Origin of the sequence: Streptomyces sp. NPDC047000, from assembly GCF_040644295.1 — a bacterium.
Classification (GTDB): Bacteria; Actinomycetota; Actinomycetes; order Streptomycetales; family Streptomycetaceae; genus Streptomyces.
Genome location: NZ_JBEYWE010000031.1, coordinates 60,000 through 79,983 on the forward strand (window position 1 = coordinate 60,000; position 19,984 = coordinate 79,983).

Genomic DNA, 19,984 nt, shown 5'->3' on the forward strand with positions numbered 1-19,984 from the left:
CTCACTGGGCGGGGTTACCGGCGATCAGGATGGCCAGCAGCGCCGCCCCGACGGACGCGACCTTCGCGTTCCTCGCCTTGATCCCGATGCTGAACAGCAGCAGGCCGACGAAGCCGGCGGTGCCGAACCTCCATTGGACGAACTGCTCGGCGCCGTTCTCGACGACGGTGAAGAAGATGGCGGATGCGGCAGGCATGGCGGTTCCCCCTTGAGACTGCCGGGCGCGGAGTCCGTGATCGCGCTGTCGCACGGTGGATCCGTGGACCGTGAATCGTTGATCACTCCTGGCCGGTGAGCGGAACTTCTACCAACTGGCTAAAGTTGGTAACCAACTACAACTATGTTGTCCCCACTTGGTTACCGGTTATAAACAACTTTCAAACAACTGCCGTAAGATAGGTCGGAGTTGTAGCGTCATTGGTCGTGACCCAGGAGAACGTGGCAGTGAACGGCAGCAGCAGGCTCTCGCCCCAGGAGATCGCCGACGTCCTGCGGGAACGCATCCGCGTGGGTGACCTCAAGGTCGGCGACCGGCTGCCCACCCAGGCCGAGCTCGCCGAGGAGTTCGGCGTGGAGCGCGGCGCCGTACGCCAGGCCCTGCGCGTTCTCCACGAGGCCGGTCTGCTCAGCAACGTCAGCAAGGGCAGTCCGCCGCGGATCGCCGAACCGGCCCGTTCGAAGGGCGAACCGCAGCCCACCATGGTGGCGTTGGCCGCCCGGCTCGTCGAGGCGTTCCGGGCGCCGCAGGTGCGGATCGACGCCGTGTGCCTCACCGCCGAGTCCCTGATGCTGGGCCTGGGGGGACCGATCCGCCTCATCCACAGCGGGGAGCTCCAGCCCAAGTCGATCGACGTGCGCATCCTGCTGCCCTCACGGGAGATCAACCTCGCGTTCCCGGTCCAGGTCGACGGACGGGGCGAGAGCGACCCGGTCCACCAGCGCTGGCTGGCCCAGCGCAACGCCCAGGGCCACGTCCTGCGCCACAACCTCCAGAGCCTGCGCACCTCGCACGGCATCGACGTACGCGTGACGTTCCGCGCGCTGCCGTTCACCCCGCCGGTGAAGCTGTACCTGCTCAACGGGACCGAGGCGCTGATGGCGTACTACATGGTCACGCGCCGGGAGGAGCCCACGGACGGCGGGACCCTGGACATGTACGACGTGCTCGGCACCGAGTCCCTGCTCTTCTCCTTCGAGGCCAGAGCCGGCCGGCGGGACGCGGCGTACACCGGCGAATCGCAGAAGTGGTTCAACGCCCTCTGGGAAACCATCTCGACGGACCTGACACTCTCCTAGTGACTTCTGATACGACACAGCCCGGCACAGACACCGACAAGAGCACCAGTACCAGTACCAGCAGGAGCACCGGCACGGACACCGGCGACGCCACCGGCACGGACACCGGCACCGGCACCGGCGCGGACACCGGCAGCCCGCTGGCCGACCTCGTGGCCCGCGCCAAAGTGGTCCTGTGGGACTTCGACGGGCCGATCTGCCGGCTGTTCGCGCAGCATTCCGCCCGCCTGGTCGCCGACGACCTGGTGCGGTGGCTGGCGCGCCAGGGTCTGCACGGGCTGCTGACCGAGGACGAACGGACCTCCGTCGACCCGCACTTCGTGCTGCGCGCCGTGGACCACCGGCACCCCGGCAGCGACCTGGTGACCGAGTTGGAGGAACGTCTCACCAAGGAGGAGCACAAGGCCGCGGCCTCCGCGATGCCCACCCCGTACGCCGACCCGCTGATCCGGACCTGGACGGCCCTGGGCTCCCGTATGGCGATCACCACCAACAACTCCCCCCTGGTGGTCCACGAGTACCTGGCGGGCCGCGGCCTCCTCTCCTGTTTCGCCCCGCACCTCTACGGCCGCACCCGCGACCTCCACCGCCTCAAACCCGACCCGCACTGCCTCAACCGCGCCCTGAACACCATGGGTTCGGCCCCGGAGAACGCCCTGATGATCGGCGACACCCCGACCGACTGCGCGGCGGCGAAGAAGGCCGGTGTCCGGTTCCTGGGCTACGCGCGTAACGCGTACAAGGAGAAGCGGCTGAGGGACGCGGGGGCCACGGACGTGGTGGGGTCGCTGAAGCCGCTCCTGGAGGCGGTCCGGGCGGCGGCGACGCCCCGGCCGTGAGCCGGCGGAGGAGCACTCGGGCCGGCGCCCGGGTACCGGTCAGGGGGCCGGCCCCCATGAGGTGGCCGGAAATGCGTTAGCATCCCCCTCGCGCGAGCGACCGCTCCGGCGCGGACGTCCGGCTCCGGCGAACAGGCCCCACCCGGGACGACCTCACGGCTGATCGTCCGTGAACGCGGTGATTGCACCCATTGGCCGCGCTCCGCTGTGACTTTGGCCGTTCGGCGTATTACCTGGGATCGGAAGACCTAGGGTTCGCCGTACCGGACCACCCTTTCTGCACGTACCACGGAGCGGCCAGTGGGCGCACCCCCTGTTCCCGGACACCTTTTCCGGGGACGACTCGGTGATGATCGTTCCGAAGCCCTGAGAGCTTTCGCGAGGGCCGCCGCGTCCGGCCCGGCGAGCAGCGGCCACCACCATCACAACCATGTGGCGGAACTGCCGGAGGACATCGCCCGGTTGCTGGACCGCGCCCCCGGGACCGCGGTGATCGTGCGCGTCCCGCGGCCGGACGCCCTGCCCGTGGTCGTCAGGACGTGGCGCAGGGAGTCGGACGTCCTGCGCGCCGTCAGGGGCGTTCTGCCCCACGCCCCGGAGTGCCTGGCCGAGGGCGACGGGTTCGCGATCCACAGCCATGTGGAAGGCGTGCCCCTGTCCGCAGTGTGCGCGAACGGCACGCCGGTGGACCACCTGATCGTGCGGGCGCTGGCCGACCTGCTGGCCCAGATGACGCGTGTGCGCCTGAGATCCCTGCCGCCCCTGCCGCCCGGCTGGCCCGCCGCCCACACGGACAGCCAGGCGTTCCTGCGCAAGCTCGCCCACGCCGCCGACGAACAGATCCGGCAGCCCAACTGGGCGGTCCACGGCGGCCTGTTCGCCGCACTCGGCATCCCGGACGACGCCCTCTCGCAGCTGGCCGAGCGCGTGCCGCCCATGTCGAGACGGCCCTTCAGCCTCCTGCACGCCGACCTGCACCGCGACAATCTGATCCTGGCGTACGGCGGCGGTCCGCCGCTCGTCTGCGTCGACTGGGAACTGGCCACCTTCGGCGACCCGCTGTACGACCTCGCCACCCATCTGGTGCGCATGCGGTACCCGGAGGGGCAGTGGCCGGAGGTCACCGAGGCATGGGCGACCGCCATGCGGGCGACCCGCCCGGCGGCCGTGAACGGCTGGGCCAAGGACCTCCGGCACTACATCCGCCTCGAGCGCGCGCAGGCCGCGTTCGCGGACGTCATGCGGGCCGCGCGGACGCTGGAGGGCACGTTCGAGCAGGCCGTCATGGACCGGGCCACGGAGGAGGTCGGCCGCGCCCTGACCGCGGCGGCGGAGCCGCTGGGACTGCGCGGCGTGCCGACCGCCAAGGAGATCGAGGGCGCGCTGCTGCGCTGGCAGGTGTCCCGGTGGGCGCTGAGCGGCGCGGGCACCGGGACGCGTGTCTCGTCATGGCGGCCGGACCACCGCCTCGGCGAACGCCCCGACTTCCCGCACGCCGCGGTGACCGAGGCCCTGAGCCAGGAGGGCGGGGCCCCGGCCAGCCGGGTCTTCAAGGGGACCGCGCACCTCAACACCGTGGTCCGGGTGCCCGGCCACGACGTCCCGGTGGTGGTGCGCCGCGGACTGCCGGACGTGTCCCGGCGCGAACCCCGCTACCTCAGCGAGCACAGGGTGCTCCGGGCGATCGAGCTGTGCGGCGCCCCCGTGGGCGCGCCGAAGGCGCTGGCGCTGGGCCGGGACCGCCAGGGGGAACCTTTCACCGTCCACACGTACGAGGGCCCGCCGCTGGGCCGTGACGACGGCATCGACCAGCCGCCCGACCACCCGGTGAACGGCCTCCTGCCCCATGAGGCGGATGCCCTGGTCGACCAGCTCTGCGCCCTGACGGCGGTCGACCACCGGACCGTCGACCCGACCGCCGGAGAGGGCGGTTTCCATCCCTGGCTGACCCGCCAGCTCGTCGCCCTGGTGGCCGGCCTCCCCCGGGAGTCCCGGCAGCTGGCCCGCCTGCTCGGCCTGCCCGACGCCGACCGTCTCGCGGACATCCTCGCCCGCCACACCGTCCGCGAACGGAAGCCGGCCCTCCTGCACGGCGACCTCAACCCCTGGAACCTCGTCCGCCGCACCGACCACCTCGCCCTGACCATCATCGACTGGGAGATGGCCCTGGTCGGCGACCCCCTCTACGACCTGGTCCGCCACATGCACCTCACGCCGACCCGACCGGAGATCCGCACCCGCATGTTCACCCGCTGGGAGCGCGGACTGGACCTCGCGCACACGGCGGACTGGCGGCAGGACTGGCGCGTCTACCGCTGGCTGGAGACCGTCCGCTCGGCCTACGTCGACCTCGACCGCCTGGCGACCGGCACCGGCCTGGACGCCCCCAACGTCCGCCGCGCGCTCGCCTCGTACGCCATGACCCTGGCCGCCGCGAAAGCCGCCCTGGGCCTCCCGGCCCATCCCACCCCGAACCCGTACCTGACCCGGGCCCTGGCATGACCGTCCGGGTACCCCTGACCTGACCCTCCGGGTGGCCACGGCTCGCCGCCGGTGTGCCGCCCTGGAAAAGTGACGGGGGCCGCTGTCGATACGGCCGTTTCCCGTTCGACGTGATGGTGTGCGGCGTCCTGCCGTACGACGACGTGACGGATCTGGCGAGGGACATCATGGACCAGCTGCTGAGAGTCATGAACTTCAACGTCTCGAGTGACGGGATCGGTGCCGGGGAGGAGCAGAGTCTGGAGCGGCCGTTCGGCCTCGACCGGCCCGAGAGGCTGTTCTCCTGGGCGGGAGCCACGGCGAGCTGGCCCATGCGCACGGATCCCGGCGGGAGCCGGGGCCTCGACGACTACTTCACGCGGGACTTCGCCCGCAACATCGGCGCCGAGATCATGGGCCGCAACAAGTTCGGGCCCCGGCGCGGGCCCTGGCAGGACGACGGGTGGCAGGGCTGGTGGGGGGAGGAGCCCCCGTTCCGTACGCCGGTGTTCGTCATGACCCACCACGCCCGTCCGTCGTTCACGCTCTCCGACACCACGTTCCACTTCGTCGGCGGCGACCCGGCCACGGTCCTCGGACAGGCGCGGGAGGCGGCACGGGGCCGGGACGTCCGGCTCGGCGGCGGGGTCACCACGATCCGCGAGTTCCTCGACGCCGGTCTCGTCGACACCCTGCACGTGGCGGTCTCACCGCTGAAGCTGGGAGCCGGGCTACGGCTCTGGGAGTCCCCGGAGGAACTGCTCGACCGGTACCACCTGGAGGTCGTGCCCAGCCCGAGCGGCGTGACCCACCACCTGTTCTGGCGCAGGTCGCCCTGAACTGGCCTGCCCTGCCCTGCCCTGGCCTGCTCGCCGCGCCCGCTCATCGCGCCCGCTCGCCGTGATGTGCGGGTGACGCGACGCGGGTCAGCTCCTGGGAGCCGTCGAGCGGGACAGGCGGATCGCCGAGACGAGGAAGAAGATCCCGCCGAGCAGGGCGTAACCGGCGAGTGCGGTCAGTGAGGGGTCGTCCTGTGCCGCGCTCCGGAAGAAGGACGCCCCGGCGAGGACGGAGATGCCGCCGCTGAGGATCATCGCCCACTGGCCGCCCATCGGCCGGCGCGCGACGCCCACGAGAAGCTGGACCAGCCCGGACACGACCGCCCACGCGCCCCAGACACGCAGGACGTCGGCGACGCCCGAGGCACCGGCGACCGCGACGCCGACGGCGGCGAGCGTGCTGACGGCCATGTTGGCGTACAGGCCCCTGACCGGCCCGGAGACGCGCGCCGACCGGGCGTCCACCACGGCCGCGACCACGTCGAAGGCGGGATAGAGGAACAGCAGCAGCCGGGCCCCGGTGGTGAGGTGGGAGCCGGACAGCAGCAGGAGCGCGGCCCACGCGGCGGCGAACGCGAAGCGGACGAGGTAGAGCCGGCTCAGGGCGGGCGCGGAGCCGGCGTGCCGGGCGGAGGCGGTGGTGGATGCCATGGGGTTCTCCCGTGAGTGGTTCAGGTAGAGAGAACGTTCTCTCTACCGCTCCCCCCAGACGATGACACACCGTGGCCCCGAGGACAAGAGAGACCGTTCTCCCTCTTCGCTGGAACGGTCGATCCGCCCGCTACGATGAGCGGCATGGCACAGGCGGAAGTCGGCACCGGCGGGCGGGTCTCCGAGGCCCGGGAACGCCTCCTGCGGACCGCCGGGCAGCTCTTCTACGCCGAGGGCATCCACACGGTGGGCGTCGACCGCCTGGTCGCCGAGGCGAAGGTCACCAACGCCACCTTCTACCGCCACTTCCGCAGCAAGGAAGACCTGGTCGTCGCCTACGTCCGCAGCGTCGACCAGGCGATCCGCGCCCAGCTCGGCGCCCTGACGGCCGCCGGGCTGCCGGCCGACGGCATCCTGCGGGGCATCGGCGCGTCGCTGGTCGAGCAGATCCGCTCACCCGGCTACCGCGGATGCGCCTTCCTCAACGCGGCGGCGGAATTCCCCGCGCCCGACCACCCCGTCCACCGGGCCGTCGTGCAGCACCGCGCGTGGTACCTGCGGACGATCACCGGACTCTTCGCCGAGACCGCGGACGCGCCGGCCGAGCACGCCGGACGGCACTTCGTCATGCTCCGCGACGGCGCGATGAGCGGCGGCCACCTCGACGGCCCCGCCGAGGCGGGCGAGACCCTGCTGCGCGGCATCGAAGGACTGCTGCGGGCCCACACCGGCCGCGGACCCGACGAAAGCACCGCCCCCACACCCGACCCGACACCCCCGGCGACCACCACGATCTCCGGCCCCGACTGCTCCCCACCCGCCCCGCAGTCCCCCTGATCCCATGTTCCGTCTCAAGCGATCCGGCTCCGAGCCGGACTCCTGACTCGCGGAGACCAGTTCAGCTGAGACGGGGAGATGCCAGGAATCTCAAATCCATTGGTGTACCCCGCCGCCCGACGGGATCATGAGCTGCCGCCGTGCCGCGCCCAGGACGGCGGTCGTTCATGTGCCGACCCGGGAGGAACCCTGTATGACCCTTGCGCCTACAGTCCGACGCGTGCTTGGCGACGGTCCATTTGCCGAGATCGGAGAACCTGTTCTGGCCGTCGCTGACGAGCGCTCGCGGACGGTCGCTGTGGGTGGGGACCTCGGGTATGTCCAGTGGAGTGGCAGCGGGACCGCGGACTCCCGATGGACGGGGCACCGGATCGGTGTCTACGAGCAGGACGGGCTGCGGTGTCGGCACCTGGTGCGGTCGAGGCACCCCGTTCGGTCTCTCGCCTTTCACCCGGTTCTGCCCCTGATGGCCGTCGGTACGGGGCAGTACGACGGTGGCTACTCGTTTGAAGGCGAGCTGCTGCTGATCCACCTGGACTCCGGCGACGTGGTGTCCGCCCTGCAGTACTCGCGGGAGGTGCTCGGCGTGGAATGGCGCAGCGAGACGGCACTTCGTATGGTCCTGGCGCCGTGCGACGACTGGAAGAACCCGCAGGCGCATGAGCAGGGCCATGCGGTCGTTGTGGCTCGCCCGGACTGGGGCGCCGTTGGGCAGAGAGCGATCGGTGCCGAGGAACTGGCTGCTCCTGCGGAACCGGTCGTCCAGCCGGAACGCGGTGCGGAGGCCCGCCGGTTCCTCGCGGACCTCGCGGCCTCGGCCGGTCGACAGTGGTCCGTACGCCGGCGGGTGTGGGCTGTCGAAGGTACGGAGGACGGTCGCGTGCTGGCCGCTCTGGACGGGGTCCTGGCGGAGTCGTGGCTGCCGTCAGGAGACCTGCAATGGGCGGTCGAGGACGAGGAAGGCGGCCGACAGCTGGTTCTGGCCCCCGACGGCGCATCGGTCTGGACCAACGCCGAACGCCGCGGTCGCCGCAAGGGAGGACGCCGGGAGACGCCCGCACCCCGGCTGGCCCGAATCGCTGTCGGCACAGGGCAGGTGCTGGAGACCCTGAGTCCAGGAGTGTTCACGGTTGTGGTCGCAGTCGACCACAGGACGATCCTCAGGCCGGTGGACGACCGCCGCAAACATCCCGAGCGGCTGCTGATGTTCGACCTCAACGGTCCCGTGGACGGTCCGGAGGTCAGCCACTTCGACTTGCTCAATCACCCGTTCGCCGTCCGTCGCGCGAGCCGTCCCTACATCTTGGTCGGCACTGACCCGGACAAGCCGCACAGGGACAAGTGGGTCACCGCCCTGGACACCGATGGGACGCTGCGGCGGCTCTTCCCACACTCCTGGGTACCGGAGGAACATCATTTCGGGGGTCCTGCGGTCGAAACAGGGCAGTCCCTGATCTATGCCGGTGCCGTCCACCACGGTCACGGGCTCCAGCCCGGCGGCGCCTACGTCGTGCGGCGATCACTGAACGGCTCGGTGCGGTGGCAGTACCGCACTGATCATCCTGCCACCGCCCTCGACACCGACGGGGACACCGTCTACGTGGCCTGCAACTCCGGCGCCCTGACAGCACTGGACGTCAACGACGGCTCGGTGCGATGGCACACCGAGCTCAAGGTCGACGGAGTACCGACCACGGCGCTGTCCCTCGCTGTGGCGCCCCGAGGGCACCTGCTCATCGGAACCGTCGACGGCCGGATCCTGGAGTGCCCACCTCGGCCGTGACCCCGAGAGCGAAGCCTTGGATCTCCACCTCCGCCGGCAGCCCGGCGATCCGCCGCCGTGCGGTGGCCGGTTCGGCGTTCTCGGCAGGGGTGGTGCCGGGCAGCCGACCGGCGTCGATCAAGCGCCGGCGGCGCCATACGCAGATGGTCTGCGCGCCGATCCGCAGGAGTTGGGCGACCTCAGCGACCTTGTGGCCGGACCCGACCAGGTCCAGGATCTTGCGGCGGAACTCGGGTGGACAGCTGTGGGGCATGACAGCTTCCGCATACTGCTGGACAGCCCATTCTCCAGCAACCCGACTCCATCGGACCCGGGCACATCAGACGGCGACTCCTGACTTCGGCTGTCCGCGTCTGACATGTACGGGACCACTGGTGACACCTATCGCGTGAAGTCACACGGGGAGCCCGGAAGGTGTGGTGCACTATTGCAAGCAGGGCGCTTGCAATAGTTAGCAAAGGTTGGCACAGTGGAGGCATGGCATCGCTCAACGTCGGCAATCTCGGTGAGTACCTGCGTGAGCAGCGGCGTACCGCGCAGCTGTCGCTCAGGCAGCTCGCCGATGCCGCCGGGGTGTCCAATCCGTACCTGAGCCAGATCGAGCGCGGGCTGCGCAAGCCGAGCGCGGAGGTGCTCCAGCAGGTCGCCAAGGCGCTGCGGATCTCCGCCGAGACGCTCTACGTGCGCGCCGGCATCCTCGACGCCGAACGGGACCGCGACGAGGTCGAGACGCGCGCCGTCATCCTCGCCGACCCCACGCTGCACGAGCGGCAGAAGCAGGTGCTGCTCCAGATCTACGAGTCCTTCCGCAAGGAGAACGGGTTCGGGACCGGCGGCGAGGGCGAAGAGGGGGGCACCGCGGTGGCGGACGTCCTGAGGAGCGACACCGGCAGCAACAGCAGTAACAGCAAGCACAGCAACGGCGAGAGCGGAAACGGCTCCGGTCCGCAGCAGACGGCCGGGTGAACCCGGCAAGGCGCCGGCCGTCCGGCTGCGGACCCCATTGACCCCAGACCAGAACGAATCCGGGAGGACCATCACCATGGCCATCACCGACGAGCTGCGCAAGACCCTCAGCAACCCCACTCCGCTCTACTTCGCCGCCGGCGCCGCCGACCTGGCCCTCCAGGAGGCGAAGAAGGTCCCCGGCCTGGTCGAGCAGCTGCGTGCCGAGGCCCCGGCCCGTATCGAGGCCGTGCGCAACGCCGACACCAAGGCCGTCCAGGAGAAGGCCGCCGCCCGCGCCAAGGAGGCCTCGGTGAAGGCCAAGGAGGCGCAGGAGACGCTGCAGACCAAGGTCAGCGAGTTCATCAGCAGCCTCGACGGCGACCTGAAGAAGCTCGGCACCACCCTCGACGCCGACCTCAAGAAGCTCGGCGAGTCCGCCCAGGACCTGGCCCTGCGCGGTGTCGGCGTCGCCGCCGAGTACGCCGTCAAGGCCCGCGAGACCTACGAGAAGGTCGCCGAGCACGGCGAGCAGACCGTGCGCACCTGGCGTGGTGAGGCCGCCGAGGAGATCGAGGAGTTCGCCATCGTCGTCGAGCCCGAGGCCAAGCCGAAGGCCGAGACCGGGCCCGTCGTGGTCGAGGAGGCGAAGCCCGCCGCTGCCGCGCCCGTGGCCGAGCCCGTCGTCGAGCCGGGGGAGCCCGCGAAGAAGGCCGCCGTCAAGAAGACCCCGACCCGCAAGACCACCGCCAAGAAGACCACGCCTCCCGCCAAGTGAGGTCTACCGCCGCATCGGGCCGGGCACCAGTCGGGTGTCCGGCCCGTTGTACGGGTACGGTGAAGCGCGTCGGAATCGGAGAAAACGGGCGGTGGGCAACATGTTGATGTTGGGCTTCACGGGATTTCTCGGGCTCTTGAAGATCGTGCTCATGGGGCTGGCCGCGTTCGGGCTGTTCGACGCCGCCTTCCGGCGCGAGGACGCGTTCCGCGCGGCCGGCAAGCAGAACAAGGTGTTCTGGCTCGTCATCCTCGCCATCGCGCTCGTGGTGAGCTATCTCTTCTCGATCCTGTCCATCCTGCCCATCGCCGGGGTGATCGCGAGCATCGTGTACATCGTCGACGTCCGGCCCGCCGTGCGGCAGATCTCCGGCGGCGGTGGCGGTGGCAGGGGCGGCTGGGGCCGTCGCCGCGGCGGTGGCAGCAGCAGCGACGGGCCCTACGGGCCGTACAACGGCGGGCGGTGAGGGCGGCAGCCCTCGGCAGCCCCCCCGCAGCCCCCGGCGTGCGGCGTCCCGCGTCCGTCCCCCGGCCGGTGACGGGTGTCAGGCCGTGCGGTCCAGCAGCAGGACCGCCACGTCGTCCGTCAGCTCCCCGCCGTTGAGCTCGCGGACCTCCTGCACCGCCGCACGCAGCAGTTCCTCGCCCCGCAGTCCCTCCGCGAGCTGGCGGCGCACCATCTCCACCATCCCGTCCTGCCCCAGGCGTTCCCCGCCCGCGCCGACCCGGCCCTCGATCAGGCCGTCGGTGTAGAGCATCAGGCTCCACTCGGCCCCCAGCTCCACCTGAAGCCGCGGCCAGCGCGCGCCGGGCAGCAGACCGAGCGCGGGGCCGTTGTTGTCGTACGGCAGCAGTTCCGCCGGGCGGCCGGGGCGGGCGATCAGCGGCGCCGGGTGGCCGGCCAGGCACAGTCCCGCCCGGCGGCCGTCCGGTGCGATGTCCACCGTGCAGACGGTCGCGAAGATCTCCTCCTCGGACCGCTCGTGCTCCAGCACCTGTTGCAGCGTCTTCAGCAGCGCGTCGCCGCACAGCCCGGCCAGCGTCAGCGCCCGCCACGCGATGCGCAGTTCCACGCCGAGCGCCGCCTCGTCCGGGCCGTGGCCGCAGACGTCGCCGATCATGGCGTGCACGGTGCCGTCGGGCGTGCGGACGGTGTCGTAGAAGTCGCCGCCGAGCAGCGCGCGGGAGCGGCCGGGGCGGTAGCGGGCGGCGAACCGCAGCGAGGAGCCCTCCAGCAGGGGCGTCGGCAGCAGTCCGCGTTCCAGCCGGCGGTTCTCCTGGGCGCGCAGCCGGCCTTCGGCCAGCCTGCGCTCGGCCGTGTCGGAACGTTTCCGCTCCACCGCGTAGCGGATCGCGCGGCTCAGCAGACGTCCGTCCAGTTCGTCGCGGAAGAGGTAGTCCTGGGCGCCCACGCGCACCGCCTCGGCACCGCGCTCCGCATCGCCGGACGCGGTGAGCGCGAGCACGGCGTGGCGGGGGGCCAGTTCGAGGACCTGACGGAGTACGGCGAGTTCGTCGACGTCCACGACGGTGGTCCCGCCGGTGTCCGGGGCCGCGGCGCCGCCACCCTCACCGTTCTCGCTCAGCGCGAGGTCCAGCAGGATGCAGTGGACGTCGTCGGTGAGCAGCCGCTCGGCCTCGGTGAGGTTGCGGGCGGTGCGGACGCGCATGGGACGGCCCACCGGGTCCAGCAGCTCGGGCACGACCGGCGAGCCGCCGGGATCGTCCTCGATCAGCAGCAGCGTCAGGGTGATGTGGGTGTTCTCGACCTTTTCGTCCTTGCGTGACGTGTCTCTCGTGGAGGGGCCCTCTCCTGCGGAGGGGCTGCGGACCGCCGTGGTGGTCCGCGCCGGACCGCTCTCCACGGCCGGGATCACTCTCTGCCGCGGTACGGGTACGGGCATCGTGTTGTTTCCTTCCCTCCCCCCGAGGGCGCGGCGGGCAAGGGGTCTCGCGCCACCAGACGGGGACCATAGCGGTTGAGGAGGTGGTAACGGAATGGTGTGAGCTGGGTCGCTCGGCTGGTGGTATCCGTCATGTTCCGTGCTTTGTAAGGAAGTTGGGTGTGGTGACGGCACGGGCGGGATGACGAAGGTCACGTCCGCGGGCAGTTTGTAACGGCGTTGGGGTGCGGTGGCTCACGTGGCGCCCGTCACCGTCGTACGCGCCGGCCCCGCCTGTGCTTCTGACGTGGTCGTCTCCGCCTCTGCCGCCGCCGTCGCTCCCCTCACCGTCACCGGTGCCGAGGCCCTGCCGCGGTGTGCCGGGGTCAGCTCGCGTCCGGCCGGACCACACCCAGGATCGGCATCGAACCCGCCCCCGCGAGCGTCACCGTCCGTCCGGGACGCGGGGCGTGGATGATGGCGCCGCCGCCGATGTACATCGCGACATGGCTGGCGTCGCTGAAGTAGATGATCAGGTCACCGGGGCGCATGTCCTGGACGGCGACGTGCTTCAGCTGCTTCCACTGCTCCTGCGAGGTGCGCGGTATCGGATGCCCGGCGGCGGCCCAGCCCTGTGAGGTCAGCCCGGAGCAGTCGTAGGAGTCCGGGCCCTCGGCGCCCCACACATACGGCTTGCCCAGTTGCTTGGTCGCGAACTCCACGGCCTTCTTGCCCTGTTCGGACGCCTTGCTCGTGATGTCCTTGAGGACGCCGGAGTCCAGCCACGCGGTCTGCGCCTTGTTCGCGGCCTCCTGCTCCAGCTTGGCCAGGCGTTCCTTCTCCGCCTTCTCCAGCCGGGACTCGAGCTGTTCGGCCGCCTTGATCCGCTGCTGGATCTGCTTCTTGGCGGACGCCTTGGCCTTGCGGTTGGCCTCCAGTTTCTGCCACTGGTCCGAGGCGTCGGCGGCGTACTGCTTCAAGTCCTGCTGCGTCTGCGTCAGTTCTCTGAGCAGGCCCTTGGTGGCGCGTTCGCCCTGGATCACCCGGCCCGCCCCGTCGAGGAACTCGCCCGGGTTGTCGCTGAGCATCAGCTGTGCCTCGGGCGGCAGTCCGCCGGTGCGGTACTGGGCGCGGGCCGCGGCGCCCGCCCGGTTCTTCAGATCGTCCAGTTTCGCCTGGCCCTTGACGATCACCTTGGCCAACTCGACGATCTGCGCCGACTGCTGGTCGGCCCGCTCCTGGGCGGCGTTGTAGGCGTCGGTGGCGACGGCCGCCTCGTGGTACAGCTCGTCCAGCTTCTTGCGGACGGCCTCCAGGTCCTTGTTCGAGGGAGCCGAGGGAACCGACGGAGCCGACGCGGTCGACGTGGCGGCGGGGGACTTCGACGCGGACGGCGACGGCGACTTCGACGGCGTCGGGCTCGCGTACGCCGTACCGGACGCGCCCAGCACGGTGACCGCGCAGACCACGGTCACGGCCGCCGCGAGCAGACCACGTTTGCCCGTCCCCATACCCCTGCCCCCAGGTGATTTACCGTCAGTAACTTACGGACGCCTCGGGGATCGTGCCACGTCGCGCCGTAAATCGACAGGGGTCGTAGATGTCGTCCCCGGGTCACTTCCGGGAATTTCCTCCTTCCCGCCCACGCGAGACGATCTCCATGCCTTTGTGACGAACGGCTCACCGAGATCGTTCCCCGCAGGTCGGCGGCGGGTGTGACGGGCGGCGCCACGGCCGGTGCACTCGTGGTGCGGACTCCGTCACATCACCGGCGTGACGTTCACCCCACCGGCGTGCCGGTCACGTCCCGACGTGCCGGTCACGCCCCCGTCCGCGGTGCCAACGCCTCCCACGCGACCGTGACTTCACCCTGCCGCCACCTGCTCGCCCGGTCCCGCACCGGCCAGTCCGCCGTGAGGTCCCGCACGGCGCGGATCCACCGCTGGCGGGCGCCGTAGGAGGCGTACGGTGCGGCGGCCGCCCAGGCGCGGTCGAAGTCCCGCAGGAAGGCGTGCACCGGCTCCCCGGGGACGTTGCGGTGGATCAGCGCCTTCGGCAGCCGTTCGGCCAGGTCGGACGGCCTCTCCAGCGAGCCGAGCCGGGTCGCGAAGGTGACCGTGCGCGGCCCCTCCGGCCCGAGGGCGACCCAGACGTGCCGCCGCCCGATCTCGTCGCACGTCCCCTCGACCAGCAGCCCGTCCGGTGCGAGCCGCCCGCACAGCCGCGCCCACACCCCGGCGACCTCGCCCTCCTCGTACTGCCGCAGCACGTTGGCGGCCCGGATCAGCGACGGGCGCCCGGGGACGGGCACTTCGAAGCCGCCGTGCCGGAAGACCAGCCCGTCCCGCTCGTACGGCAGCGCCGCCGCGACCCGCGCCGGTTCGATCTCCACGCCGACCACGCGCGTGCGCGGCGCGACGGTCCGCAGCCGGGCGAGGAGTTCGACCGCCGTCCAGGGGGCCGCGCCGTACCCGAGGTCGACGGCGACCGGACCGCCCGGGCCGTGCGGGTTGACCGGGCCGACCGGGCCGGAAGCGAGAGGCCCGGCGGCCCGGCGCAGCGCGGCGCCGTGCGTGGCGACGATCCAGCGGTCCATGCGTCGCAGCCGGTTGGGGTTGGTCGTCCCGCGCGTCACCGTTCCCACGACGGAGGCGCCCCCGGCCGGGCGAGGCCGAGAGCGGGGGAGGGGCGCTGCGCGGGCTGTCATACGTACGAGGGTATGCGGGCACGCGTACGGCGGTGCCCCCTCACGCCCCCGCCCTCCTCGACCACGTGTAGCCCCTGTGCCTCACCCCGCCCACGCCCCACCCGGTCCCGCGGTTGAGCCCCTCACGGTAATGATTGAGCAAAGTCCCCCTCTCCCGAAACGGCCCGGAAATGGAATCGCCACCTCCGGCGTTGCATCCCCCGGAGGGAGCCCCACCCCCTCCCGCCGCCATGCCCGCAGCAAGGAGGACCGCCACCGTGAGCCAGTACGTCAGCAGGCTCGGGCGTCGCTCACCGGCGGCACCCACGCGGCTCAGGCTGCACCGCCGCCCCCGGCGCGTCGCCATGCTCTCCGTGCACACCTCACCGCTCCACCAGCCGGGCACCGGCGACGCCGGCGGCATGAACGTCTACATCGTCGAGCTCGCGCAGCGCCTCGCCGCCCTCGGCATCGAGGTCGAGATCTTCACGCGGGCCACCGCCGCCGCCCTCCCGCCCAGCGTCGAACTGGCCCCCGGAGTCCTCGTACGGCATGTCGACGCGGGCCCCTACGAGGGTCTCGCCAAGGAGGACCTCCCCGCCCAGCTGTGCGCCTTCACCCACGGCGTCATGCAGGCCTGGGCCGAGCACCGCCCCGGCCACTACGACCTCGTCCACTCGCACTACTGGCTCTCCGGCCACGTCGGCTGGCTCGCCGCCCAGCGCTGGGGCGTCCCGCTGGTCCACGCCATGCACACCATGGCCAAGGTCAAGAACGCCAACCTCGCCGACGGCGACACCCCCGAGCCGCCCGCCCGGGTCATCGGCGAGACCCAGATCGTCGTCGCCGCCGACCGCCTCATCGCCAACACGGCCGAGGAGGCGGACGAGTTGGTGCGGCACTACGACGCCGACCCCGCCAAGGTCGCCGTCGTCCACCCCGGCGTCAACCTCGAACGCTTCCGCCCCGCCGACGGCCGCGCCGCCGCCCGCGCCCGCCTCGGTCTCCCGCCCGACGCCCTGGTCCCGCTCTTCGCCGGCCGCATCCAGCCCCTGAAGGCGCCGGACGTCCTGCTGCGCGCGATCGCCGTCCTCCTCGACGAGCGTCCCGAACTCCGCTCCCGCATCGTCGTACCGGTCGTCGGCGGCCCCAGCGGCAGCGGCCTCGCCAAGCCGGAGGGGCTCCAGAAGCTGGCCGCGCGGCTCGGCGTCGCCGACGTCGTACGGTTCCAGCCGCCCGTCGGCCAGGAGCGGCTCGCGGACTGGTTCCGGGCGGCGTCCGTCCTCGTCATGCCGTCGTACAGCGAGTCGTTCGGCCTGGTCGCCATAGAGGCGCAGGCATCCGGTACGCCGGTGCTCGCGGCGTCGGTCGGCGGCCTGCCGGTGGCCGTACGGGACGGGGAGACCGGGTTCCTGGTGCAGGGGCACGCCCCGGTGTCGTACGCCCGTGTCCTGGGCCGGTTCGCCGACGACCCGGCGCTCACCGCCCGTATGGGGCAGGCCGCCGCCCGGCACGCCCAGTCCTTCGGCTGGGACACCTCGGCCGCCGCCACGGCGGACGTCTACACGGCGGCGACGCAGGCCCACCGCCGTCGCGTACGCTCCCACCATGGGTGACACGAGTGACAGCGGTGCCGACCACCGGACGAAGGTGACCGCCGACCGGACGGATGAGACCGGCAACGGGACGGACGAGACCGGCAACGGGACGGACGACGCGAACGACACCCCCGAACAGCGGCGGGCCAGGGAGGTCGTCGAGCACGTCCTGAAGGACACCGCACTCGACGACGACACCGAACTCGACTGGGAATCCCCGGAGTCGGGCCACTACGTCGTCCGGCTCCCCGGCACCCGCAAGCTGTCGACGACGGTCTCCCTCCTCGTCGGCCGCCACACCCTCTCCCTCAACGCCTTCGTGATCCGCCACCCCGACGAGAACGAACCCGGCGTCCACCGCTGGCTGCTGGAGCACAACCTCAAGCTGTACGGGGTGAGTTACGCCATCGACCCGCTCGGCGACATCTACGTCGCCGGGAAGCTGCCGCTGGCCGCCGTCACCCCGGACGGTGTCGACCGGCTGCTCGGCCAGGTGCTGGAGGCGGCGGACGGCGCCTTCGACACCCTCCTCGAACTCGGCTTCGCCACCGCGATCCGCAAGGAGTACGCCTGGCGGGTGGCCCGGGGCGAATCGACGCGCAACCTCGACGCGTTCACGAACCTGATCCGGCGCCCGGGCGAATGACCCGTCCCTGACGGTCACCGCGCTCACCGGCCGCCCCCGTCCGGTACCGCCCCGGCGTCACCCCGACCAACTTCCGGAAGTGCCGCGTCAGATGGGCCTGGTCGTAGAACCCGGCCGACGCGGCGACCTCGCCCGGCGGCAGCCCGTCGAGCAGCAGCCGCCGGGCCCGTCCGACGCGGCGCGAGGTGAGGTACTGGTGCGGGGCGATGCCGTAGGCGCGCGTGAACGCCCTCACCAGGTGCGCGGGATGGGCGTGCAGCAGCGCGGCGGCGTCCTCCAGGCTCAACCCCGGCACGAGCCGTTCGTCCAGCAGCTCGCGCAACCGCCGGGCCAGTACCGGATCACGGCGCTCCCGTGCCGCCGCCGTGCCGATCCTCGGCCGCAGATACTCCCGCAGCCGCTCCCCGACGAACAACAGCCTGCTCTCCGCCTCCAGTTCGTCACCGGGACGCGCGAGCGCGGCGTGCACCTGCCCGACGCGGCGGCGCAGCAGCGGGTCGCGCAGATCGGGGCCGTCGACGGCGGGACCGATGAGGCTGTCGTCGAGGACGGTGGAGTCCAGGTACAGCACGCGTTTGCGGAAGCCGTGCGGGGTGACGGGGGAGCCGTTGTGGGGGACGTGCGGCGGCAGCAGCGACACCGTGTCGTGCGGGGTGCCGTGCTCGTGCCGGTCCAGGTCGTAGCGTACGGCGCCGTCGTCGACGATGAGCAGCGTCCAGGACTCGTGGACGTGCATGGGGTAGGCGTACTCGGTGAAGTGGGCGTGGAAGACCTCGGTGACGCCCGGGACCCGCGGGCGCCAGGCGGTGATGTCACGCCGAGCGGCCATGCAAGAAACGTACAAGACGGGGCGGCGGAAGGCCCGGCAGTCTCAGCGCATGAACGAGATGCCCGCCACCGCGACGACGCCCGCCGACACCGCCCCGCCCGCCCCTGTCCGCTTCGACACGAAGATCGCGGTGCTGCTGCGCTCCGACCTGGAGACCTGGCAGCGTCTGAACGTGACGGCGTTCCTGGTCAGCGGCCTGGGCACCCAGCTGCCCGAGGTGATCGGGGAGCCGTACGAGGACGGTGACGGGGTGCCGTACCTGCCGATGCTCCGGCAGCCGGTGCTGGTCTTCGAGGGCACGAAGGAGACGCTGACCGCGGCCCACTCCCGCACCCTGTCCCGGGCGCTGCCGCGCGCCCTGTTCACGTCGGACCTGTTCGCCACGGGCCACGACGGCGACAACCGGGCGGCGGTACGGGCGGTGCCGACGGCGGAACTGGACCTGGTGGGCCTGGCGGTGTACGGGCCGCGGAACGCGGTGGACAAGGTGCTGAAGGGGGCGAAGATGCACCCGTGACGCCTCCGGTGAGGCCGGGGCCGGGGCCTGAGGCCGGGTCCTGGTCCTGGTCCTGGCCGGGTCAGGGTGCCCCGACCTCCTTCTCCGCCTCCACCCCGCCGAAGACGGAACCACCGGAGGCGGAACCACCGGACGCCTCCGCGCGCCCCTTCCTCCTGCCCTCCCCCTCCCCCGTCCGCCGGGTGAGCAGGCCGTACCCGAGTCCGGCGACGGTACCCACCAGGGCGCACAGCCCCCACAGCCACCCGGCCCCGAACCGGTCGATGACGAAACCGGCCATGAGCGGGGCGACGAGGGCGGCCAGTGACCAGGACAGGCTGTAGACGCCCTGGTAGCGCCCGCGTCCGTGCACCGGGGAGAGCCGGACGACGAGACCGGTCTGGGTGGGCGCGTTGATCATCTCGGCGAGGGTCCACACGCAGACGGTGAGGGCGATGGCCCCGACGGAGCCGGTGGATCCGGCGAAGGCCGTGAGCCCGAAGCCGTACCCGGCGAGGAGGGACGAGACGACGAGCAGCCGGCCGGGGGAGCGGTGCTCGATGAACCGGGTGAGGGGTATCTGGAGGGCGACGATGAGGACGCCGTTGAGGGCGATGGCGAGGCCGTAGTCGGCGGGACTGAACCCGGCGCGCCCCATGGCGACGGGCAGTCCGACGGCGCCCTGCTGGAAGACGAGGGCGACGAGGAAGGACAGTCCGACGACGCTCATGTACCGGCGGTCGCGCAGCACGGTGAGCAGCCCGACGGCGGTGCCCTCCGTCTGCGGGCCGCTGCCGGACGCGGGCCGGGACTCGGGCACTTTCAGGAAGACGACGACGGCGCACAGCAGCGTCATCACCGCCTCGATGAGGAAACCGGCGAGGTAGCTGAACTCGGCGACGAAGCCGGCGGCGGCGGAGGAGACGGCGAAACCGAGGTTGATGGCCCAGTAGTTGAGGGAGAAGGCGCGCATGCGCTCGGCGGGCGGTACGACGTCGGCGATCATCGCCTGCACGGCCGGCCGGGAGGCGCTGCTCGCCATGCCGACGAGGAAGGCGACACCGGCGATGGCGACGGGGTGGCTCATGAAGCCGAGCAGGGCGACGGAGGCGGCGGTGGAGGTCTGGGCGATCAGCAGGGTGGGCCGCCGCCCGAGCCGGTCGGTCATGACACCGGCGCCGAGGGAGGCGACGACGCTGCCGAGACCGTGGAGGGAGGCGACGAGACCGGCGTAGGAGGCCGAGTAGCCGCGTTCGAGGGTGAGGTAGAGCGCCATGAAGGTGGCGACGAAGGCGCCGAGCCGGTTGACGAGGGTGCTGGTCCACAGCCACCAGAACTCCCGGGGCAGCCCCGAGACGGACTCCCGGACGGCACGCCCGACCCTGCCGACGGACACAA

20 protein-coding genes are annotated in these 19,984 nt (G+C 71.6%); 12 read left to right on the forward strand and 8 right to left on the reverse strand.

The window, feature by feature from the left end; all coding sequences use genetic code 11:
* Position 1: 1 nt before the first annotated feature.
* A complete protein-coding gene (locus ABZ862_RS32825) occupies positions 2-196 on the reverse strand; it encodes a hypothetical protein (protein ID WP_360966267.1) in 195 nt (64 codons plus the stop codon).
* A 221-nt stretch (positions 197-417) separates the two neighbouring features.
* Here ABZ862_RS32825 and ABZ862_RS32830 point away from each other — a divergent pair, with 221 nt between their 5' ends.
* The 4 genes from ABZ862_RS32830 to ABZ862_RS32845 all read left to right on the forward strand — a co-directional run bounded on the left by ABZ862_RS32830 (position 418) and on the right by ABZ862_RS32845 (position 5,455).
* Positions 418-1,296 (forward strand): winged helix-turn-helix domain-containing protein, encoded by an 879-nt coding sequence (locus ABZ862_RS32830; RefSeq protein WP_360966270.1) that lies wholly within the window; start codon positions 418-420, stop codon positions 1,294-1,296.
* A complete protein-coding gene (locus ABZ862_RS32835) occupies positions 1,245-2,135 on the forward strand; it encodes an HAD-IA family hydrolase (protein WP_360966273.1) in 891 nt (296 codons plus the stop codon). Before ABZ862_RS32830 ends, ABZ862_RS32835 begins: the two co-directional genes overlap by 52 nt.
* A gap of 432 nt (positions 2,136-2,567) precedes the next feature.
* The gene (locus tag ABZ862_RS32840) at positions 2,568-4,637 is read left to right on the forward strand and encodes an aminoglycoside phosphotransferase family protein (RefSeq protein ID WP_360966276.1); all 2,070 of its coding nucleotides are present in this window, start codon (positions 2,568-2,570) and stop codon (positions 4,635-4,637) included.
* A gap of 167 nt (positions 4,638-4,804) precedes the next feature.
* Entirely contained in the window at positions 4,805-5,455 is a 651-nt protein-coding gene (locus ABZ862_RS32845; RefSeq protein WP_360966381.1) for a dihydrofolate reductase family protein, read from the forward strand.
* Positions 5,456-5,542: 87 nt separating this feature from the next.
* Here the strand turns inward: ABZ862_RS32845 and ABZ862_RS32850 are convergent, their stop codons facing one another.
* Positions 5,543-6,106, reverse strand: coding sequence for a hypothetical protein (locus tag ABZ862_RS32850; protein ID WP_360966279.1), 564 nt, complete (start codon positions 6,104-6,106; stop codon positions 5,543-5,545).
* Positions 6,107-6,241: 135 nt separating this feature from the next.
* Between ABZ862_RS32850 and ABZ862_RS32855 the strand changes: the two genes are divergently transcribed.
* Entirely contained in the window at positions 6,242-6,943 is a 702-nt protein-coding gene (locus ABZ862_RS32855; protein WP_360966282.1) for a TetR/AcrR family transcriptional regulator, read from the forward strand.
* A gap of 466 nt (positions 6,944-7,409) precedes the next feature.
* Positions 7,410-8,726 (forward strand): PQQ-binding-like beta-propeller repeat protein, encoded by a 1,317-nt coding sequence (locus ABZ862_RS32860; protein WP_360966285.1) that lies wholly within the window; start codon positions 7,410-7,412, stop codon positions 8,724-8,726.
* On the opposite strand, the gene ABZ862_RS32865 is transcribed toward ABZ862_RS32860, so the two are convergent.
* Entirely contained in the window at positions 8,677-8,979 is a 303-nt protein-coding gene (locus ABZ862_RS32865; protein ID WP_360966288.1) for a hypothetical protein, read from the reverse strand. The genes ABZ862_RS32860 and ABZ862_RS32865 overlap by 50 nt on opposite strands.
* A 224-nt stretch (positions 8,980-9,203) precedes the next feature.
* On the opposite strand from ABZ862_RS32865, the gene ABZ862_RS32870 reads away from it, so the two are divergent.
* The 3 genes from ABZ862_RS32870 (at position 9,204) to ABZ862_RS32880 (ending at position 10,915) form a co-directional block, all read left to right on the forward strand.
* A complete protein-coding gene (locus tag ABZ862_RS32870) occupies positions 9,204-9,692 on the forward strand; it encodes a helix-turn-helix transcriptional regulator (protein ID WP_360966291.1) in 489 nt (162 codons plus the stop codon).
* A gap of 76 nt (positions 9,693-9,768) precedes the next feature.
* Positions 9,769-10,449 carry a hypothetical protein gene (locus ABZ862_RS32875; RefSeq protein ID WP_360966294.1) on the forward strand — a complete coding sequence of 227 codons (681 nt, stop codon included), beginning with the start codon at positions 9,769-9,771 and terminating at the stop codon, positions 10,447-10,449.
* Positions 10,450-10,540: 91 nt separating this feature from the next.
* The gene (locus tag ABZ862_RS32880; protein WP_360966296.1) at positions 10,541-10,915 is read left to right on the forward strand and encodes a DUF2516 family protein; all 375 of its coding nucleotides are present in this window, start codon (positions 10,541-10,543) and stop codon (positions 10,913-10,915) included.
* 78 nt (positions 10,916-10,993) lie between these two features.
* On the opposite strand, the gene ABZ862_RS32885 is transcribed toward ABZ862_RS32880, so the two are convergent.
* The 3 genes from ABZ862_RS32885 to ABZ862_RS32895 form a co-directional block, all read right to left on the reverse strand.
* The gene (locus ABZ862_RS32885) at positions 10,994-12,352 is read right to left on the reverse strand and encodes a fused response regulator/phosphatase (protein ID WP_360966299.1); all 1,359 of its coding nucleotides are present in this window, start codon (positions 12,350-12,352) and stop codon (positions 10,994-10,996) included.
* A 365-nt stretch (positions 12,353-12,717) separates the two neighbouring features.
* Positions 12,718-13,842: an NlpC/P60 family protein gene (locus ABZ862_RS32890; RefSeq protein ID WP_360966302.1), complete on the reverse strand. Its 1,125-nt coding sequence runs from the start codon at positions 13,840-13,842 to the stop codon at positions 12,718-12,720.
* Positions 13,843-14,150: 308 nt separating this feature from the next.
* On the reverse strand, positions 14,151-15,038 hold the full coding sequence (locus tag ABZ862_RS32895) for a class I SAM-dependent methyltransferase (RefSeq protein ID WP_360966305.1): 888 nt from the start codon (positions 15,036-15,038) through the stop codon (positions 14,151-14,153).
* A 257-nt stretch (positions 15,039-15,295) separates the two neighbouring features.
* On the opposite strand from ABZ862_RS32895, the gene mshA reads away from it, so the two are divergent.
* On the forward strand, positions 15,296-16,633 hold the full coding sequence (gene mshA, locus ABZ862_RS32900) for a D-inositol-3-phosphate glycosyltransferase (RefSeq protein WP_360966307.1): 1,338 nt from the start codon (positions 15,296-15,298) through the stop codon (positions 16,631-16,633).
* A complete protein-coding gene (locus tag ABZ862_RS32905) occupies positions 16,626-17,261 on the forward strand; it encodes a YbjN domain-containing protein (protein WP_360966310.1) in 636 nt (211 codons plus the stop codon). The genes mshA and ABZ862_RS32905 overlap by 8 nt, the downstream gene beginning before the upstream one ends.
* On the opposite strand, the gene ABZ862_RS32910 is transcribed toward ABZ862_RS32905, so the two are convergent.
* Positions 17,230-18,090: an AraC family transcriptional regulator gene (locus tag ABZ862_RS32910; protein WP_360966313.1), complete on the reverse strand. Its 861-nt coding sequence runs from the start codon at positions 18,088-18,090 to the stop codon at positions 17,230-17,232. The genes ABZ862_RS32905 and ABZ862_RS32910 overlap by 32 nt on opposite strands.
* Positions 18,091-18,139: 49 nt before the next feature.
* Between ABZ862_RS32910 and ABZ862_RS32915 the strand changes: the two genes are divergently transcribed.
* A complete protein-coding gene (locus ABZ862_RS32915; protein ID WP_360966316.1) occupies positions 18,140-18,607 on the forward strand; it encodes a DUF2000 domain-containing protein in 468 nt (155 codons plus the stop codon).
* Between the two features lie 61 nt (positions 18,608-18,668).
* On the opposite strand, the gene ABZ862_RS32920 is transcribed toward ABZ862_RS32915, so the two are convergent.
* Positions 18,669-19,982, reverse strand: coding sequence for an MFS transporter (locus tag ABZ862_RS32920; protein WP_360966319.1), 1,314 nt, complete (start codon positions 19,980-19,982; stop codon positions 18,669-18,671).
* Positions 19,983-19,984 lie beyond the last annotated feature (2 nt).

What these genes read in the sequence shown, in the direction of transcription:
- ABZ862_RS32825 (WP_360966267.1), bottom strand. Translation starts at nt 196, where the DNA reads ATGCCTGCCGCATCCGCCATCTTCTTCACCGTCGTCGAGAACGGCGCC.
- ABZ862_RS32875 (WP_360966294.1), top strand. Translation starts at nt 9,769, where the DNA reads ATGGCCATCACCGACGAGCTGCGCAAGACCCTCAGCAACCCCACTCCG.
- ABZ862_RS32915 (WP_360966316.1), top strand. Translation starts at nt 18,140, where the DNA reads ATGAACGAGATGCCCGCCACCGCGACGACGCCCGCCGACACCGCCCCG.
- ABZ862_RS32845 (WP_360966381.1), top strand. Translation starts at nt 4,805, where the DNA reads ATGGACCAGCTGCTGAGAGTCATGAACTTCAACGTCTCGAGTGACGGG.
- ABZ862_RS32910 (WP_360966313.1), bottom strand. Translation starts at nt 18,090, where the DNA reads ATGGCCGCTCGGCGTGACATCACCGCCTGGCGCCCGCGGGTCCCGGGC.
- ABZ862_RS32890 (WP_360966302.1), bottom strand. Translation starts at nt 13,842, where the DNA reads ATGGGGACGGGCAAACGTGGTCTGCTCGCGGCGGCCGTGACCGTGGTC.
- ABZ862_RS32860 (WP_360966285.1), top strand. Translation starts at nt 7,410, where the DNA reads ATGGCCGTCGGTACGGGGCAGTACGACGGTGGCTACTCGTTTGAAGGC.
- ABZ862_RS32885 (WP_360966299.1), bottom strand. Translation starts at nt 12,352, where the DNA reads ATGCCCGTACCCGTACCGCGGCAGAGAGTGATCCCGGCCGTGGAGAGC.
- ABZ862_RS32850 (WP_360966279.1), bottom strand. Translation starts at nt 6,106, where the DNA reads ATGGCATCCACCACCGCCTCCGCCCGGCACGCCGGCTCCGCGCCCGCC.
- ABZ862_RS32870 (WP_360966291.1), top strand. Translation starts at nt 9,204, where the DNA reads ATGGCATCGCTCAACGTCGGCAATCTCGGTGAGTACCTGCGTGAGCAG.
- ABZ862_RS32895 (WP_360966305.1), bottom strand. Translation starts at nt 15,038, where the DNA reads ATGACAGCCCGCGCAGCGCCCCTCCCCCGCTCTCGGCCTCGCCCGGCC.
- ABZ862_RS32905 (WP_360966310.1), top strand. Translation starts at nt 16,626, where the DNA reads ATGGGTGACACGAGTGACAGCGGTGCCGACCACCGGACGAAGGTGACC.
- ABZ862_RS32855 (WP_360966282.1), top strand. Translation starts at nt 6,242, where the DNA reads ATGAGCGGCATGGCACAGGCGGAAGTCGGCACCGGCGGGCGGGTCTCC.
- ABZ862_RS32865 (WP_360966288.1), bottom strand. Translation starts at nt 8,979, where the DNA reads ATGCCCCACAGCTGTCCACCCGAGTTCCGCCGCAAGATCCTGGACCTG.